The sequence below is a fragment of the Streptomyces sp. NPDC043996 genome (genome assembly GCF_056435225.1).
Genome location: NZ_JBWKEY010000016.1, coordinates 74,706 through 89,342 on the forward strand (window position 1 = coordinate 74,706; position 14,637 = coordinate 89,342).

General features: G+C 73.0%; 18 protein-coding genes. 6 read left to right on the plus strand and 12 right to left on the minus strand.

The annotated features are described in order from the left end of the window. Positions 1-73 precede the first annotated feature (73 nt). The 4 genes from AC07A4_RS34190 to hisI all read right to left on the minus strand — a co-directional run bounded on the left by AC07A4_RS34190 (position 74) and on the right by hisI (position 2,925). Positions 74-295, minus strand: coding sequence for an HGxxPAAW family protein (locus AC07A4_RS34190; RefSeq protein ID WP_478606417.1), 222 nt, complete (start codon positions 293-295; stop codon positions 74-76). A 106-nt stretch (positions 296-401) separates the two neighbouring features. Continuing rightward, on the minus strand, positions 402-1,046 hold the full coding sequence (locus AC07A4_RS34195; protein ID WP_478606419.1) for a TIGR02234 family membrane protein: 645 nt from the start codon (positions 1,044-1,046) through the stop codon (positions 402-404). 7 nt (positions 1,047-1,053) lie between these two features. Continuing rightward, positions 1,054-2,550 (minus strand): anthranilate synthase component I, encoded by a 1,497-nt coding sequence (locus AC07A4_RS34200; RefSeq protein WP_478606421.1) that lies wholly within the window; start codon positions 2,548-2,550, stop codon positions 1,054-1,056. A gap of 9 nt (positions 2,551-2,559) precedes the next feature. Continuing rightward, a complete protein-coding gene (hisI, locus tag AC07A4_RS34205) occupies positions 2,560-2,925 on the minus strand; it encodes a phosphoribosyl-AMP cyclohydrolase (RefSeq protein ID WP_478606422.1) in 366 nt (121 codons plus the stop codon). Between the two features lie 83 nt (positions 2,926-3,008). On the opposite strand from hisI, the gene AC07A4_RS34210 reads away from it, so the two are divergent. Further along, positions 3,009-3,644, plus strand: a complete 636-nt coding sequence (locus tag AC07A4_RS34210) for a TIGR03085 family metal-binding protein (RefSeq protein ID WP_478606425.1) — start codon at positions 3,009-3,011, stop codon at positions 3,642-3,644. Between the two features lie 193 nt (positions 3,645-3,837). On the opposite strand, the gene hisF is transcribed toward AC07A4_RS34210, so the two are convergent. The 7 genes from hisF to hisD form a co-directional block, all read right to left on the minus strand. Continuing rightward, positions 3,838-4,593: an imidazole glycerol phosphate synthase subunit HisF gene (hisF, locus tag AC07A4_RS34215; protein WP_478606427.1), complete on the minus strand. Its 756-nt coding sequence runs from the start codon at positions 4,591-4,593 to the stop codon at positions 3,838-3,840. Between the two features lie 95 nt (positions 4,594-4,688). After that, entirely contained in the window at positions 4,689-5,429 is a 741-nt protein-coding gene (gene priA / locus AC07A4_RS34220; protein ID WP_478606430.1) for a bifunctional 1-(5-phosphoribosyl)-5-((5-phosphoribosylamino)methylideneamino)imidazole-4-carboxamide isomerase/phosphoribosylanthranilate isomerase PriA, read from the minus strand. After that, complete coding sequence (gene hisH, locus AC07A4_RS34225; protein ID WP_478606433.1) at positions 5,429-6,085, minus strand: imidazole glycerol phosphate synthase subunit HisH; 657 nt, start codon at positions 6,083-6,085, stop codon at positions 5,429-5,431. The genes priA and hisH overlap by 1 nt, the downstream gene beginning before the upstream one ends. Further along, positions 6,076-6,240 (minus strand): hypothetical protein, encoded by a 165-nt coding sequence (locus AC07A4_RS34230; protein ID WP_478606435.1) that lies wholly within the window; start codon positions 6,238-6,240, stop codon positions 6,076-6,078. Before AC07A4_RS34230 ends, hisH begins: the two co-directional genes overlap by 10 nt. Before the next feature lie 3 nt (positions 6,241-6,243). Further along, a complete protein-coding gene (hisB, locus tag AC07A4_RS34235; RefSeq protein WP_478606437.1) occupies positions 6,244-6,837 on the minus strand; it encodes an imidazoleglycerol-phosphate dehydratase HisB in 594 nt (197 codons plus the stop codon). After that, entirely contained in the window at positions 6,834-7,958 is a 1,125-nt protein-coding gene (locus AC07A4_RS34240; protein WP_478606439.1) for a histidinol-phosphate transaminase, read from the minus strand. The genes hisB and AC07A4_RS34240 overlap by 4 nt, the downstream gene beginning before the upstream one ends. Continuing rightward, positions 7,955-9,304: a histidinol dehydrogenase gene (gene hisD, locus AC07A4_RS34245; protein ID WP_478606440.1), complete on the minus strand. Its 1,350-nt coding sequence runs from the start codon at positions 9,302-9,304 to the stop codon at positions 7,955-7,957. The genes AC07A4_RS34240 and hisD overlap by 4 nt, the downstream gene beginning before the upstream one ends. Positions 9,305-9,647: 343 nt before the next feature. On the opposite strand from hisD, the gene AC07A4_RS34250 reads away from it, so the two are divergent. The 5 genes from AC07A4_RS34250 (at position 9,648) to AC07A4_RS34270 (ending at position 13,812) form a co-directional block, all read left to right on the plus strand. Then, positions 9,648-11,162, plus strand: a complete 1,515-nt coding sequence (locus AC07A4_RS34250) for an oxidoreductase (protein WP_478606755.1) — start codon at positions 9,648-9,650, stop codon at positions 11,160-11,162. A 243-nt stretch (positions 11,163-11,405) separates the two neighbouring features. Then, positions 11,406-12,422 (plus strand): hypothetical protein, encoded by a 1,017-nt coding sequence (locus AC07A4_RS34255; protein WP_478606443.1) that lies wholly within the window; start codon positions 11,406-11,408, stop codon positions 12,420-12,422. Positions 12,423-12,433: 11 nt separating this feature from the next. Continuing rightward, a complete protein-coding gene (locus AC07A4_RS34260; protein WP_478606446.1) occupies positions 12,434-13,174 on the plus strand; it encodes an LON peptidase substrate-binding domain-containing protein in 741 nt (246 codons plus the stop codon). Positions 13,175-13,196: 22 nt separating this feature from the next. Further along, the gene (ybaK, locus tag AC07A4_RS34265) at positions 13,197-13,697 is read left to right on the plus strand and encodes a Cys-tRNA(Pro) deacylase (RefSeq protein ID WP_478606448.1); all 501 of its coding nucleotides are present in this window, start codon (positions 13,197-13,199) and stop codon (positions 13,695-13,697) included. A 40-nt stretch (positions 13,698-13,737) separates the two neighbouring features. After that, positions 13,738-13,812 carry a hypothetical protein gene (locus tag AC07A4_RS34270; protein ID WP_467095488.1) on the plus strand — a complete coding sequence of 25 codons (75 nt, stop codon included), beginning with the start codon at positions 13,738-13,740 and terminating at the stop codon, positions 13,810-13,812. Positions 13,813-13,943: 131 nt separating this feature from the next. Here the strand turns inward: AC07A4_RS34270 and AC07A4_RS34275 are convergent, their stop codons facing one another. Beyond that, on the minus strand, positions 13,944-14,618 hold the full coding sequence (locus tag AC07A4_RS34275; RefSeq protein WP_478606451.1) for a DUF2567 domain-containing protein: 675 nt from the start codon (positions 14,616-14,618) through the stop codon (positions 13,944-13,946). Positions 14,619-14,637: the final 19 nt, after the last annotated feature.

The following is a 14,637-nucleotide window of genomic DNA, read 5'->3' on the forward strand; positions in this document are numbered from 1 at the left end:
CTCCGCCACCCGCTGGTACGCCGATGGGGCGGCCGGGTGTGTCCCGGCCGCCCCATCGGCGTACGCGCTTCGGTCAGCCCTCGGCGCGGACCACCCGGGCCTGCGGCTTCTGGCCGAGGCCGGCGAGGCGCATGGCGAAGCCGACGAGCCCGCCCACGATGATGATGCCCATCCCGGCCCAGAAGCCGACGGGCTCGGCCATCACCATGAAGGCACCCGCGACGCAGAAACCGATGAAGGCGATGATGACACCGGTCCAGGCGGCCGGGGTGTGTCCGTGGCCATGTCCCGCCATGACTTGCTCCTCGTTAGCTGTGACTGTGCGTGTGTGGACGCTGCGATCATTGTCCCGCATGCGCTCCCGTGCCCCGTGCCGGGGTGTCCCTCGCCGCGTGGCGCGGCTACGTCGGGTCCTCGCCCCGGTCGATCGCCTTCCAGAGCTCCTCGGGGCGGTCGGGGTCGGGGGCGCGCGCGGCCCGGGGGCGGGCGGCGGACGCGCGCTCGTAGCGGCCGGACATCGCGGGCCAGGAGCGGCCGCGCACCAGGGCGAGCAGACCGGCGGCCAGGATGAGGGCGCCGGCGGCGGCGGCCGCGTACGGCCAGCCGGTGTGGCTGAGCTCGACGGCCCGGGCCGCGGTGTCGCCGGAGGCGTCCGCCGCCTTCTCGTCGAGCGCCCCGCTGTCCTTGGCGCCGATCAGCGCCGCGACGACGATGCCCGCGCCGCTCAGCGCGAGCAGCGCCGACACGAGCAGCCGCCCGGCGCGGCGGACGGCGAAGACCGCGACGAGCGCGGCCAGGCCGACTATCGCGAGCGCCGCGGGCACCCCCGTGACGTCGCCGCCCTTGGCGGTCAGCGGGAAGTCGCCGCCCGCGACGGCCGCCGAGCCGTGCGCCCAGGACTGCCGGGACGCGAGGAGCGCGAGGGCCGCGCCCGCGGCGCCGAGCAGCAGGGCGGCGGCGAGGCTGCGCCGTCCGCCGCGCGCGGGTCGGGCCGCGGCGGCCTGGGGCGCGGTGTCGGTACGGGGCGTCGGTACTGCTGAAGTCACCTGTCCACTATCCCTCACGGCCCGCGGCGCCGTGCAGGCGGTTCGCGGTATGGATGGCGCGCAGCACGGCGGCGGCCTTGTTGCGGCACTCGGTGTCCTCGGCGACGGGGTCGGAGTCGGCGACGACCCCGGCCCCGGCCTGCACGTACGCGGTGCCGTCGCGCAGCAGGGCGGTGCGGATGGCGATGGCGGTGTCGGAGTCGCCCGCGAAGTCGAGGTAGCCGACGCAGCCGCCGTACAGGCCGCGCCTGGCCGGTTCGAGCTCGTCGATGATCTGCATGGCGCGGGGCTTGGGGGCGCCGGAGAGGGTGCCCGCGGGGAAGCAGGCGGTGAGCACGTCGAAGGCGGTGCGGCCGCGGGCGACGGTGCCGGTGACCGTGGACACGATGTGCATGACGTGCGAGTACTTCTCGATGGACATGAAGTCCACGACCTCGACGGAGCCCGGCGTGCAGACCCGGCCGAGGTCGTTGCGCCCGAGGTCGACGAGCATGAGGTGCTCGGCGCGCTCCTTGGGGTCGGCGAGGAGTTCCTCGGCGAGCTCCTGGTCCTCCTTGGGCGTGGCGCCGCGCGGGCGGGTCCCGGCGATGGGGTGCACCATGGCGCGCCCGTCCTCGACCTTGACCAGGGCTTCCGGGCTGGAGCCGACGACGTCGAAGCCGTCGAGGCGCAGGAGGTACATGTACGGCGACGGGTTGGTGGCCCGCAGCACCCGGTAGACGTCGAGGGCCGTGGCGTGGCACGGGGTCTCGAAGCGCTGCGAGGGCACGACCTGGAAGGCCTCGCCCGCGCGGATGCGCTCCTTGATGTCCTCGACGGCCACTTGGTAGTCGGGGCCGCCCCAGCGGGCGGTGAACTCGGGCAGTTCGGAGGGCGGGAGCGCGGCCGGAGGCTGGACGACCGGCCGCGACAGGTCGGCCTCCATGGCGTCGAGCCGCGCCACGGCGTCGGCGTGTGCCTCGTCGACGCCGGTGTCGAGGTCGTTGTGGTTGATGGCGTTGGCGATGAGCAGGACCGAGCCGTCCCAGTGGTCGAGCACGGCGAGGTCGCTGGTCAGGAGCATCGTCAGCTCGGGCAGGCGGAGGTCGTCGACCTCGCCGGGGCCGATCTTCTCCAGGCGGCGCACGATGTCGTAGCCGAGGTAGCCGACCATGCCGCCGGTGAAGGGCGGCAGGCCCTCCTCGTGCGGCGTGTGCAGGGCCTCGATCGTGGCGCGGAGCGCGGCGAGGGGATCGCCGGAGGTGGGCACGCCGACGGGCGGGGTGCCCAGCCAGTGGGCCTCGCCTTCGCGCACGGTCAGCGTGGCGGCGCTGCGCACGCCGACGAACGAGTAGCGGGACCAGGAGCGGCCGTTCTCCGCGGACTCCAGGAGGAAGGTGCCGGGCCGTTCGGCGGCGAGCTTGCGGTAGAGCCCGACCGGGGTGTCGCCGTCGGCGAGGAGCCTGCGGCTGACGGGGATCACGCGGCGGTCGGCCGCGAGCTTGCGGAAGGTCTCCAGATCCATGGGGCGACCCTACTGGCCGAGCGGGAGCACGTCGGTGTCGAAGCAGGTCCGGGTGCCCGTGTGGCAGGCCGGGCCGACCTGGTCGACCTTGACGAGGACGGTGTCGGCGTCGCAGTCGAGCGCGACGGACTTCACGTACTGGTAGTGGCCCGAGGTGTCGCCCTTCACCCAGTACTCCCGCCTGCTGCGCGACCAGTACGTGCAGCGCCCGGTCGTCAGGGTGCGGTGCAGCGCCTCGTCGTCCATCCAGCCGAGCATCAGCACCTCACCGGTGTCGTACTGCTGGGCGATCGCGGGGACGAGCCCGTCGGCGGCGCGCTTGAGGCGGGCGGCGATCTTCGGGTCGAGGCTGCTGGCGGGAGGCGTGCTGGTCATGACGGCCATTGTGCCGCGCCTGCGCGGCGCGCCCGGCGGAGGTCCACTGTCCGGACCGGCGCCCCGGTCGTACGCTTGCACCCATGTCGACCCATGCCAAGCGTGAACGACTCCTCCTCGCGGACCTCTTGGAGGCGGCGGGACCGGACGCGCCGACCCTGTGTGACGGCTGGAACGCCCGTGATCTCGCGGCGCACGTCGTCGTGCGCGAGCGCCGGGCGGACGCCGCGGGCGGGATTCTGATCAAGCAGCTCGCGTCGCGTCTGGAGCGGGTGCAGGCGGAGTTCGCCGCGAAGCCGTACGAGGAGCTGATCCAGCTCATCCGTACGGGCCCGCCGCGCTTCTCCCCCTTCAACCTGAAGCAGGTCGACGAGGCGTCGAACGCCGTCGAGTTCTACGTCCACGCCGAGGACGTGCGCCGGGCGCAGCCCGACTGGACGCCGCGCGAGCTGGACCCGGTCTTCTCCGAGGCGCTCTGGTCGCGGCTCGAGCGCATGGCCCGCGTCATCGGCCGCAAGGCCCCCGTGGGCCTGGTCCTTCGCCGCCGCGACGGGCAGACGGCCGTGGCCCACCGCGGCGCGCCCGTCGTCACGGTCACCGGGGAGCCCTCCGAGCTGCTGATGTTCGCGTTCGGCCGCCAGGAGGCGGCGGACGTCGAACTCGACGGCGAGAAGGCGGCGGTGACCAAGCTCCTTGAGACGCAGCAGCTTGGTCTTTAGGCCGGCTTCCTAGGGCTGCGCCCCCTCGTTGGCGCTTCGCGCCTCGTCCTCAAACGCCGGACGGGCTGAAACTGGCCGCTTCTAGCCCGTCCGGCGTTTGAGGACGAGCCGCGGAGCGGCGATTACGGGGGTCCAGGGGGCGGAGCCCCTTGGTTTCGGGAAGGGGCGGGGTGGGGGAGGCCCCCGGCAGGGCTCAGCGAACCGGGTGCCCGGCACCTCGCAGGGCGTCCTTGACCTCGCCGATGCGCAGGTCCCCGAAGTGGAAGACCGACGCCGCGAGGACCGCGTCCGCGCCCGCGGCGACGGCGGGCGGGAAGTGGTCCAGGCGCCCCGCGCCGCCGGAGGCGATGACGGGGACGGTGACGTGCTTGCGTACGGCCTCGATCATCTCGATGTCGTAGCCGTCCTTCGTGCCGTCCGCGTCCATCGAGTTGAGCAGGATCTCGCCCGCCCCGAGCTCGGCGGCCCGGTGGGCCCACTCGACGGCGTCGATCCCGGCGGACTTCCGGCCGCCGTGGGTGGTGACCTCGAAGGACCCCGCGTCCGTGCGGCGTGCGTCCACCGACAGGACGAGGACCTGGCGGCCGAAGCGCTCGGCGATCTCGCGGATGAGCTCGGGCCGGGCGATCGCGGCGGTGTTCACGCCGACCTTGTCGGCGCCCGCGCGCAGCAGCTTGTCGACGTCGTCTGCGGTGCGCACCCCGCCGCCCACGGTGAGCGGGATGAAGACCTGCTCGGCGGTGCGGCGGACCACGTCGTAGGTGGTCTCGCGGTTGCCGGAGGAGGCGGTGATGTCCAGGAAGGTCAGCTCGTCGGCGCCTTCGGCGTCGTAGACCTTCGCCATCTCGACGGGGTCGCCCGCGTCGCGCAGGTTCTGGAAGTTGACGCCCTTGACGACCCGGCCGTTGTCGACGTCCAGGCAGGGGATGACTCGGACGGCGAGCGTCACGATGGTGCTCCTTTGCTACTTCGGTGACCGGACGGCACGTGCGGGACCGAAGGCGTCCTCCCAGGGACTCCCCGACCGCACGCGCCGTGCGCCGCTCATCGGGACACGGCCGCCAGGGCCTCTTCGAGGGTGAACGCCTTCGCGTACAGGGCCTTGCCGACGATGGAGCCCTCCACGCCCTGCGGCACGAGCTCGGCGATCGCCCGCAGGTCGGCCAGGGATGAGACGCCGCCGGAGGCGACGACGGGGCGGTCGGTGGCCGCGCAGACGGTGCGCAGGAGCTCCAGGTTCGGGCCCTGGAGCGTGCCGTCCTTGGCGATGTCGGTGACCACGTAGCGGGCGCAGCCCTCGGCGTTGAGGCGCTCCAGGGTCTCGTAGAGGTCGCCGCCGTCGCGGGTCCAGCCGCGGCCGCGCAGCGTCGTGCCGCGCACGTCCAGGCCGACGGCGATCTTGTCGCCGTGCTCGGCGATGACCTTGGCGACCCACTCGGGGGTCTCCAGGGCGGCCGTGCCCAGGTTCACGCGGGTGCAGCCGGTGGCGAGGGCGGCGGCGAGGGTGTCGTCGTCGCGGATGCCGCCGGAGAGCTCGACCTTGATGTCCATGGCGGCCGTGACCTCGGCGATCAGGGCGCGGTTGTCGCCGGTGCCGAAGGCGGCGTCGAGGTCGACCAGGTGCAGCCACTCGGCGCCCGCGCGCTGCCAGGCGAGGGCGGCCTCCAGCGGGGAGCCGTAGGAGGTCTCCGTGCCGGACTCGCCGTGCACGAGGCGGACGGCCTGGCCGTCGCGGACGTCGACGGCGGGCAGGAGTTCGAGCTTCGGGGCCGTGACAGGGGCCATCAGAGGGTTCCGATCCAGTTCTTAAGGAGCTGCGCTCCGGCGTCGCCGGACTTCTCGGGGTGGAACTGCGTGGCCCACAGGGCGCCGTTCTCGACGGCCGCCACGAAGGGCGAGCCGTGGGTGGCCCAGGTGACCTTGGGGGCGCGCATCGCGGGGTTCGTGATCTCCAGGGACCAGTCGTGGACGGCGTAGGAGTGCACGAAGTAGTAGCGCTCGTCCGCGTCCAGGCCCCGGAACAGCTCGGTGCCCTCGGGGGCCTCGACCGTGTTCCAGCCCATGTGGGGCACGACCTCGGCCTTCAGCGGTTCGACGGTGCCGGGCCACTCGTCGAGGCCCTCGGTCTCAACGCCGTGCTCGATGCCGCGCTCGAAGAGGATCTGCATGCCGACGCAGATGCCCATGACCGGGCGGCCGCCGGACAGACGGCGGCCGACGACCCAGTCGCCGCGGACCGCGCGCAGCCCCTTCATGCAGGCGGCGAAGGCGCCGACGCCGGGCACGAGCAGTCCGTCGGCGTTCATCGCCGTGTCGAAGTCACGGGTGATCTCGACGTCGGCGCCGACGCGGGCCAGGGCGCGCTCGGCGGAGCGGATGTTCCCGAAGCCGTAGTCGAAGACGACGACGCGCTTACGGGCGAAGGCGGCGGTCAATTCCATACCTCCAGGCGGACGACGCCCGCGAGGATGCACATGCCCGCGCCGATGGAGAGCAGCGTGATGAGGCTCTTGGACTGCTTCTGCTTGACGAACGAGTACACGCCGCCGAGGAGGAAGAGCCCGACGAAGAGCAGCAGGGTGGAGATGCCGTTCATGGCTTACAGCGCACCCTTCGTGGAGGGGAGGATTCCGGCCGCGCGCGGGTCGCGCTCGGCGGCGTAGCGCAGGGCCCGGGCGAGGGCCTTGAACTGGCACTCCACGATGTGGTGGGCGTTGCGCCCGTAGGGCACGTGGATGTGCAGCGCGATCTGCGCCTGGGCGACGAAGGACTCGAAGATGTGCCGGGTCATCGTCGTGTCGTACGCGCCGATCATCGGCGCCATGTTCTCGGGCTCCGTGTGCACCAGGTACGGGCGGCCGCTGAGGTCGACGGTGACCTGGGCGAGCGACTCGTCCAGGGGGACGGTGCAGTTGCCGAAGCGGTAGATCCCCACCTTGTCGCCGAGGGCCTGCTTGAAGGCGGCGCCGAGCGCGAGGGCGGTGTCCTCGATGGTGTGGTGGGAGTCGATGTGCAGGTCGCCCTCGGTCTTGACCGTGAGGTCGAACAGGCCGTGGCGGCCGAGCTGGTCGAGCATGTGGTCGTAGAAGCCGACCCCGGTCGACACGTCGACCTTTCCGGTGCCGTCGAGATCGATCTCGACGACGACCGAGGTCTCCTTGGTGGTCCGTTCGACACGGCCTAGGCGGCTCATGCTCCCTGCTCCTTCTTCTGTTCCTTCTTCAGCGCGCGCACCGCATCGAGGAACGCGTCGTTTTCGGCGGGGGTCCCGGCGGTGACGCGCAGCCACCCCGGTACCCCGTTGTCCCGGACGAGGACGCCCTGGTCGAGGATCTCGCGCCAGGCCCGGTGGGCGTCGTCGAAGCGCCCGAACTGGACGAAGTTGGCGTCGGACGCGGTCACCTCGAAGCCGAGGGCGCGCAGCTCGGTGACGAGCCGGTCGCGCTCGGCCTTCAGCTGCTCCACGTATCCGAGGAGGGTGTCCGTGTGCTCCAGGGCGGCGAGCGCGGTCGCCTGGGTGACGGCCGACAGGTGGTACGGCAGGCGCACCAGCTGCACGGCGTCCACGACCGCGGGGTCGGCGGCCAGATAGCCGAGGCGCAGGCCCGCGGCGCCGAACGCCTTGGACATGGTGCGCGAGACCACGAGGTGCGGACGGCCCTGGAGCAGGGGCAGCAGCGAGGCGCCGTGGCTGAACTCCACGTACGCCTCGTCGACCACCACCATGGACGGCTTGGCGGCCTGCGCGGCGTCGTAAAGGGCGATGACGGCCTCGCGCGGGACGGCGTTGCCGGTGGGGTTGTTGGGCGTCGTGATGAAGACGACGTCCGGCTGGTTCTCGGCGATGGCCTTCGCCGCGGCCGCCACGTCGATCGTGAAGTCCTCGCGGCGCGGCCCGGAGATCCAGTGCGTGCCGGTGCCGCGCGCGATCAGGGCGTGCATCGAGTACGAGGGCTCGAAGCCGATGGCGGTGCGGCCGGGGCCGCCGAAGGCCTGGAGGAGCTGCTGGATGATTTCGTTCGAGCCGTTCGCCGCCCAGACGCCGGCGGCCGCCACCTCGTGCCCGCCGGTGCGGGTGAGGTACCGCGCCAGCTCGGTGCGCAGCTCGACGGCGTCCCGGTCGGGGTAGCGGTTCAGGTCGCGGGCGGCCGCGCGGACCCGCTCGGCGATGCGCTCGACGAGGGGCTCGGGCAACGGGTAGGGGTTCTCGTTGGTGTTCAGGCGTACGGGGACGTCCAGCTGGGGCGCGCCGTAGGGGGACTTGCCGCGCAGCTCGTCGCGTACGGGCAGGTCGTCGATGCTCACGTCGCTCACTGGCCGGGCACCTTCCACCCACTGTGCTTGTCTTGTTCGCCTCCGGCAAAACGCGCCTTGATGGCGGCGCCGTGCGCGGGCAGGTCCTCCGCCTCGGCGAGGGTCACCACGTGGTGGGCGACCTCGGCGAGGGCGTCGCGGGTGTAGTCCACGATGTGGATGCCGCGCAGGAAGGACTGGACGGAGAGGCCCGAGGAGTGGCAGGCGCAGCCGCCGGTGGGAAGGACGTGGTTGGAGCCGGCGCAGTAGTCGCCGAGGGAGACCGGGGCCCAGGGGCCGACGAAGATCGCGCCCGCGTTCTTGACCCGGTCGGCCACGGCGGCCGCGTCGGCGGTCTGGATCTCCAGGTGCTCGGCGCCGTAGGCGTCGACGACGCGCAGGCCCTCTTCCAGGCCGTCCACGAGCACGATCGCGGACTGGCGGCCGCTCAGGGCGGGGGCGATCCGGTCCTCGACGTGCTTGGTGGCGGCGACCTGCGGTTCGAGTTCCCTGGCGACCGCGTCGGCGAGCGCCACGGAGTCGGTGACCAGGACGGCGGCGGCCAGCGGGTCGTGCTCGGCCTGGCTGATCAGGTCGGACGCCACGTGCACGGGGTCGGCGGTGTCGTCGGCGAGGACCGCGATCTCCGTCGGGCCCGCCTCGGTGTCGATGCCGATGCGGCCGGTGAAGTAGCGCTTGGCGGCGGCGACCCAGATGTTGCCGGGCCCGGTGACCATGTTGGCCGGGGCGCAGGTGTCGGTGCCGTACGCGAACATCGCGACGGCCTGCGCGCCTCCCACCGCGTACACCTCGTCGATGCCGAGGAGGGCGCAGGCGGCGAGGATCGTCGGGTGCGGCAGCCCGCCGTGCTCCTTCTGCGGCGGCGAGGCGAGCGCCATGGAGGCGACTCCGGCCTCCTGCGCGGGCACCGCGTTCATGATCACCGAGGACGGGTAGACGGAGCGCCCGCCCGGCGCGTACAGGCCGACGCGCTCGACCGGCACCCACTTCTCGGTGACCGAGCCGCCCGGCACGACCTGGGTGGTGTGCGGGGCCCGGCGCTGGGCGCGGTGGACGACGCGGGCGCGGCGGATGGACTCCTCCAGGGCGGCGCGCACGTCCGGGTTGAGGCCGGCCAGGGCCTCGGTGAGCGCGGCGGCGGGCACCCGGACCCGTTCCAGCTGCACGCCGTCGAACTTCTCCGCGTACTCGATCAGCGCCGCGTCGCCGCGATGATGCACGTCTTCGCAGATCGGCCGCACCTTCTCCAGGGCGGCCGCGACGTCGAAGTCGGCACGGGGCAGCAGGGCGCGCAGGGCATTGCCCTCGGGGAGGGCGTCGCCGCGCAGATCGATTCGAGAGATCACATGGCCAATTCTCGCAGACGGCCATCGGCCGCCGGTCGCCCGTATCACTCACTGATACCTCGGGGCCCGCCGCCGGGCCGCGACGGAGGCCCTGATTCCGAGTGGCTGGACGACGGCGGGGCGGCCTGGCCCGGGTTAACGGAAGTCCACGTTCACCACTAGCGTTCAGGCGGTCACGGAGCGGGCATGAACAGGTGTACGAAACACGTACGCGCCAGAACCGCGCCAGACATCCACGGCAATCCACGGAAAATCCTCGGACATCCACGGGAGGACGACAGCAGTGGTCGACGACAGCGGCACCGGGGACCCGCCGGACGGGCTGACCGCCACCGAGATCGGCATGTGGCAGGCGTTCCGCAACGGCTCGGTGTACGACCTGCGGTCCGGCGACGCCACGGTCGACGACCCGCACGGCGCCCACCCCTGGGGACCGGAGCGCAGCGTGCGGGCCCGCATCGTGTGCTGGCTGCTGCTCGACGGGCCGCCCGCGCTCGCCGGGCGGGTGTCGTCCCTGAAGCTGGCCGGGGTGCGGATCACCGGCGTCCTGGACGTGGCGGGCGGCACCGTCGTGCCGTACACGGAGCTGAAGGCCTGCCGCTTCGAGAAGGAGATCCTGCTTCCGGAGTCCCGGTTCACCACGCTGCGCATGGTGGACTGCTCCATTCCGCGCCTGGAGGGCGCCCGCCTGCACACCGAGGGCGATCTGCATCTGCCGCGCTGCCGGATCCACAACGGCGTCCGTCTGACCGACGCGCACATCGGCACGGACCTGCTGCTCAACCAGGCCGTGGTCTACCGCGACCGGCGCGCCCGCTCGGTGATGGCCGACGGCATGACCGTCGGCCAGGACCTGCAGGCGGAGATGATGGAGTCGCACGGTGAGCTGCGGCTGCGCGGCGCCAAGATCGGCGTCAGCCTGAGCCTGCGCGGCAGCCGCCTGGCCAACCCCTACGGCCGCTACGCCCTGAACGCCCCGCAGCTCACTGTCGAGCGCACCCTGTACCTGACCCCCGCCGGGGTCGGCAATCCGCCGCAGACCAGCGGCACCACCCCCGCGCGCGGCACCCGCGTACAGCGCTTCACCTGCGAGGGCGGCGTCCGGCTCGACGACGGGCGCTTCGGCGACGCGGTGGACTTCGGCCAGGCCCGCTTCACGCTCCACAACGACCAGGAGGTGTCGCTGCGCCGCGTGCAGACGCCCGAGCTGCGCTTCCTCGGCGAGGCCCCGCAGCGCGGCAAGGTCGTCCTGTCCGGCGCCCGCGTCGTCAACCTGATGGACCGCGCGTCGAGCTGGCCGGGCCCCGGCGGCCTCCAGATGGGCGGCTTCACGTACGAGAACCTCATCCCGCAGGGCACGTTCCCGCTGTCGCGGCGCCTGCAGTGGGTGGCCGCGGCCACCGCCGAGTACAACCCGGAGCCGTACGAGAAGCTCGCGACCGTGCTCCGCACCGGCGGCGAGGACGCCGACGCCCGCGAGGTGCTCCTGGCCAAGCAGCGCCGCCGCCGCGAGACGCTGCCGCTCGCGGCCAAGCTGTGGGGGTACGCGCAGGACTGGACCGTGGCGTACGGCTATCGGCCCGGGCGGGCCGCGCTGTGGATGGCGGTGCTGTGGGCGGCCAGCGCGATCGCCTTCTCCCGGGCCGACCACCCGCCCCTCAAGGAGGGCGAACACCCCAACTGGAACCCGTCCCTGTTCGCCCTGGACCTGCTCCTGCCGGTGATCAACCTCGGCCAGGACAGCTACTGGCAACTGCGCGGCGGCTGGCAGTGGCTGGCAGCGGTCCTGATCCTCCTGGGCTGGGTCCTGGCCACGACGGTGGCAGCGGGCGCGACACGCCTCCTGCGACGGAACTGAGGTTCCAGCCCGTCCGGCGTTTGAGGACGAGGCGCGAAGCGCCAATGTCTGTGAGCGGGGGAACGGGGGCGGCCAGCACCCGGAGCGGGAAGGGGCGGGCCTGGGGCGCCCCGCGAGGGCCAGGAATTCGCGGCCGAACCGTTACCCGCCCCCGCACAACCATCCCCCCATTCCACCCGTCAACACACAACGACCGCACCAGACCACCCAGCCGTAGCCGTACAAAAAGAGGGGGACCGCGCCATGCCGCTCCTGCGCGCCCTCATCCGCACCGCCCGCATGATCAGACACACCCCCGCCCTGTCCGACGGCCTCCCCCCGGACGACGAGGTGCTCCTCGACGTCCCCGACGACCGCCTCGGCCCCGCCCTCGTCGCCGCGGGCCGCGGCGAGTACGGCCCGGCCGCCAAGCTGCTCGCCACCACCCGCGAGGCCGCCGAGTGGGAGAACCGCGACCGGTACGCGACGCGCCTCGCCGCCTTCGCCCGCTCCCGGTCCGAGTGGTTCGACGACTGGCTGGCCGCGGCCCCGCACGACCCGGACGCGCTGCTGCTCAAGGCCGAGCTCGCGGTCGTCCGCGGCTGGGAGTCGCCCGCCCGCGCCGAGCTGCTCCGCGAGGTGAGCCCGCTGCTCACGGCCGCCGCCGACGCCGACCCGCGCGACCCGGTGCCGTGGCGCATCGCCCTGGACCACGCCCGCGGCACCCACGCCTCGCACTCCGACTTCGAGGAGCTGTGGGCCCAGGCGGTGCGCCGCTCCTCGTACCACTACGGCTGTCACGCCTCGGCCCTGATGTACCTGTCCGCGGACTGGTACGGCTCGCACGCCGAGTGCTTCCAGTTCGCCGAGCGCGCCGCCGCGGACGCGCTGCCCGGTTCGCTCATCCAGGCCCTGCCGGTGCGCGCCGCGTTCGCGTACCTGACCAGCACCGGCGGGCGGCTGCCGCGCGAGCGCCTGGACGCGGCCGCGGACCTCGCCATCGCCCTTTCGGCCTCCTATGTGCCCGCCGACCCGTGGCCCGCCGAGGTCCGCAACCTCCTCGCCTACGTCCTGGTCCGCCTGGAGCGCTGGCAGGAGGCCCTCGACCAGCTGCGCCTGATCGGCCCGTACGCGACCTCCTTCCCCTGGGACCGGATCGCCGACGACCCCCTCGGCCAGTTCCTCGAGCTGCGCGACGGCATCCGCATAGAGGTGGCCTCGCGCACCCCGCTGCGGTCCGGGCGCGGGCGCGCGGCGGGAAAGGAAGCCGACGGCCGTTAGGCTTTCGGCTCGTGACGACCGTCCGGCTCCCGCTCTTCCCGCTCAACTCGGTGCTGTTCCCGGGGCTCGTGCTGCCCCTGAACGTCTTCGAGGAGCGATATCGCGCCATGATGCGCGACCTGCTGAAGTCTCCCGACGAGGAGGAGCAGCGGTTCGCCGTCGTGGCGATCCGCGACGGCAGCGAGGTCGCGCCGAGCGCGCCGGGCCTGCCCGACCAGACGGCCCGGCCCGAGCGGGGCCCCGCCGCGGGCTTCGGCGAGGACCCGATGCGCGCCTTCCACGCGGTGGGCTGCGTGGCGGAGGCGGCGACCATCCGCGAGCGCGAGGACGGCGGCTTCGAGGTCCTGGCCACCGGTACCCGCCGGATGCGGCTGCGCTCGGTGGACGCCTCCGGCGCGTATCTGACCGCGGAGCTCGAAGAGCTGCCGGAGGAGCCCGGCGACGAGGCCGGGGCCCTGGCCGAGGGTGTCCTGCGGGCGTTCCGCTCGTATCAGAAGCGCCTCGCGGGAGCCCGGGAGCGCTCGCTGTCGACCGGCACGGAGCTGCCGGACGACCCGTCGGTGGTGTCGTACCTGGTGGCGGCCGCCGCCGTCCTGGACACCCCGACGAAGCAGCGGCTCCTTGAGGCCGAGGACACCGCGTCCCGGCTGCGCGAGGAGCTGAAATTGCTGCGCGCCGAGACCGCGATCATCCGTAATCTGCCGTCGTTGCCCGCGACGGAGCTGACCCGCGGCACGACGAGTCTCAACTGACCAGGCCGGAGGCCGACGAGCGGTGGCGAAGAAGCAGAAGAAGTCCCAGGCGGGCGGCACCCCGGCGACGGTCGCGCTGACGGCGGCGGGCACCGCCTTCACGGTCCACGCCTATGAGCACGACCCGGCCCATCCCTCGTACGGCGAGGAGGCCGCCGAGGCGATGGGGGTGTCCCCCGACCGCGTCTTCAAGACCCTGGTCGCCGACGTCGACGGCGAGCTGACCGTGGCCGTGGTCCCCGTCGCGGGCACCCTGAACCTGAAGGCGCTGGCCGCGGCGGTGGCCGGCAAGCGCGCCACGATGGCCGACCCGGCCGCCGCGGAGCGCACGACGGGCTATGTGCGCGGCGGCATCTCCCCCCTGGGCCAGCGCAAGCGGCTCCGCACCGTCCTGGACGACTCGGCGTCGGCCCACGCCACGATCTGCGTCTCGGCGGGCCGCCGGGGCCTGGAGGTGGAGCTCGCCCCCGCCGACCTGGCGGCGCTCACCGGGGCGGTTCTCGCCCCCATCGGGCGTGAATGAGCCCTCGACGGCTCCGCGTTCCTCGACTAGGACCACACCCATGTCGAAAAAAACACGGAAGCGGAAGTGGCGCGTAAGGAAATCCAAGTCCAACCACGGCCGTCGCCCAGCGTAGGTTCCAGCGCGAGATTCAGCCCGTCCGGCGTTTGAGGACAAGGCGCGAAGCGCCAACGCAGTTGAGCGGGGGAACGGGGGCAGCCGCCCCCGGTTCGGGAAGGGGCGGGCCTGGGGCGCCCCGCGAGGGCCTCAGGCCACGTCCTGCCGCACCTCATAAGAGGCGAACGGCTCCGGATCCCGGGGCCCGAACAGCGCGGTCAGCACCAGGTGCACCACCATCGCCGCGGCGGGCCACGCCAGAAGGACCCCCTTGGCCTTCAGCTCCATGGGCGCGTCGAACACCACCCCTTGCCCCACGGACTTCGCGTGCGCCACCACGTCCGTCTCGGGCCCGAGCCACACCCCCACCTTCCAGGCGAGCACCGCCCCGAGCAGCGCCCCCGCGGCAAGCCCGACGACCAGCGGAATCCCGCCCCGCCGCCGCACCAGGAAGACGACGACCGCGGTGACGAGCCCGAAGGCGAGCCCCAGCAGAGTGAACGTTCCGTCCACCCCGATGGCCTGCTCCCCCTCGGTGTCCTTGAGGTAGACCGCCTCCTTGGAGGCGATGAGCGGCACCCGCGGCGCGAGCCACAGCCACAGCAGGCCGAGCAGCACCCCGCTGACCGCCACCGCGGCGGCGATCACCGCGGCCTGCGTGATCTCACGCCTCATGCCCGGCTCGTCCTCCTCGCTGTCCTCGCCCCACGCGTCGGGCGCTTCGGGCGCGGGCCCGGCCGGTCCCGCGGCTGCCGGCGGTGCCTGCCAGGGGTCGTGCTCGGGCTCGTCGCGGGGCGGCTGGGAGGGTGTCAGCGGTGCGGTCACGCACACATGGTGCCAGCTG

Excerpts from the sequence above, each read along its gene's own strand:
- AC07A4_RS34230 (WP_478606435.1), bottom strand. The coding sequence starts at position 6,240 with ATGAACGGCATCTCCACCCTGCTGCTCTTCGTCGGGCTCTTCCTCCTC.
- AC07A4_RS34200 (WP_478606421.1), bottom strand. The coding sequence starts at position 2,550 with ATGGATCTGGAGACCTTCCGCAAGCTCGCGGCCGACCGCCGCGTGATC.
- AC07A4_RS34250 (WP_478606755.1), top strand. The coding sequence starts at position 9,648 with ATGTGGCAGGCGTTCCGCAACGGCTCGGTGTACGACCTGCGGTCCGGC.
- AC07A4_RS34190 (WP_478606417.1), bottom strand. The coding sequence starts at position 295 with ATGGCGGGACATGGCCACGGACACACCCCGGCCGCCTGGACCGGTGTC.
- priA (WP_478606430.1), bottom strand. The coding sequence starts at position 5,429 with ATGGCCCCTGTCACGGCCCCGAAGCTCGAACTCCTGCCCGCCGTCGAC.
- hisB (WP_478606437.1), bottom strand. The coding sequence starts at position 6,837 with ATGAGCCGCCTAGGCCGTGTCGAACGGACCACCAAGGAGACCTCGGTC.
- AC07A4_RS34255 (WP_478606443.1), top strand. The coding sequence starts at position 11,406 with ATGCCGCTCCTGCGCGCCCTCATCCGCACCGCCCGCATGATCAGACAC.
- AC07A4_RS34210 (WP_478606425.1), top strand. The coding sequence starts at position 3,009 with ATGTCGACCCATGCCAAGCGTGAACGACTCCTCCTCGCGGACCTCTTG.
- hisH (WP_478606433.1), bottom strand. The coding sequence starts at position 6,085 with ATGGAATTGACCGCCGCCTTCGCCCGTAAGCGCGTCGTCGTCTTCGAC.
- hisI (WP_478606422.1), bottom strand. The coding sequence starts at position 2,925 with ATGACCAGCACGCCTCCCGCCAGCAGCCTCGACCCGAAGATCGCCGCC.